General features: G+C 65.8%; 1 rRNA gene and 1 pseudogene. Both read right to left on the bottom strand.

What is annotated here, in order from left to right:
- Nucleotides 1-567, bottom strand: a pseudogene (locus ADK55_RS40980) (RNA helicase); the annotation flags it as partial.
- Between the two features lie 159 nt (nucleotides 568-726).
- Nucleotides 727-843, bottom strand: a 5S ribosomal RNA gene (rrf, locus tag ADK55_RS16195).
- Nucleotides 844-1,008 lie beyond the last annotated feature (165 nt).

The following is a 1,008-nucleotide window of genomic DNA, read 5'->3' as shown; positions in this document are numbered from 1 at the left end:
GCTGGGGCGGTCGCCACGGTCGTCGCGACGGAAGGAGGGACGGTCGCCACCACCGGTGGGACGGCCACCACGGTCGTCATCACGACGCGGGTAGCTGGGGCGGTCGCCGCCACGGTCGTCACGGCGCTGGAAACCGCCGCCACCACCGGTGGGACGACCACCACGGTCGTCATCACGACGCGGGTAGCTCGGACGGTCCCCACCGCGGTCGTCACGGCGCTGGAAACCGCCGCCACCACCGGTGGGACGACCACCACGGTCATCGTCGCGACGCGGGTAGCTGGGGCGGTCGCCGCCACGGTCGTCACGGCGCTGGAAGCCACCGCCACCACCGGTGGGACGACCACCACGGTCGTCATCACGGCGGGGGTAGCTGGGACGGTCGCCGCCGCCGGTGGGACGCCCACCGCGGTCGTCACGGCGGAAACCGCCGCCACTGCCGGTCGGACGGCCACCACGGTCGTCGCGGCGGAAGCCACCACGGTCACCGCCACGGTCGTCACGGCCCCCGCGGTAGCCGCCCCTGTCACCGCCGTCGTTGCGCCGAGGCTCGCGCTCCGGACGATCGTCGGGAGAGTTGGACATGGGTGTGACTCCTGTCGTCGGGGTACCGCTAGTCATTCTCGCGCAACCAACCCATGGCCGCGCTTCGGCGTAAAAAGGTGAAAAACAAAAAGGACCCTTGGTCCAGCGTTGAACGCTGGACCAAGGGTCCTTTGAAAGATTGTTCGGCGGCGTCCTACTCTCCCACAGGGTCCCCCCTGCAGTACCATCGGCGCTGAAAGGCTTAGCTTCCGGGTTCGGAATGTAACCGGGCGTTTCCCTAACGCTATGACCACCGAAACCCTATCGGTTTCGAGCGAACAAGCACACTTTATAGTTATGTTCTAGCTCTAGAAACCAGTAACTGTTCGTTACTTCAGAACTAACACAGTGGACGCGAGCAACTGAGGACAAGCCCTCGGCCTATTAGTACCAGTCAGCTCCACCCGTTACCGGGCTTCCACA

The sequence above is a fragment of the Streptomyces sp. WM4235 genome, from assembly GCF_001279725.1.
GTDB lineage: Bacteria > Actinomycetota > Actinomycetes > Streptomycetales > Streptomycetaceae > Streptomyces.
The sequence above is the reverse complement of the archived record's forward strand: the minus strand, read 5'-3'. Positions and strand labels throughout refer to the sequence as shown.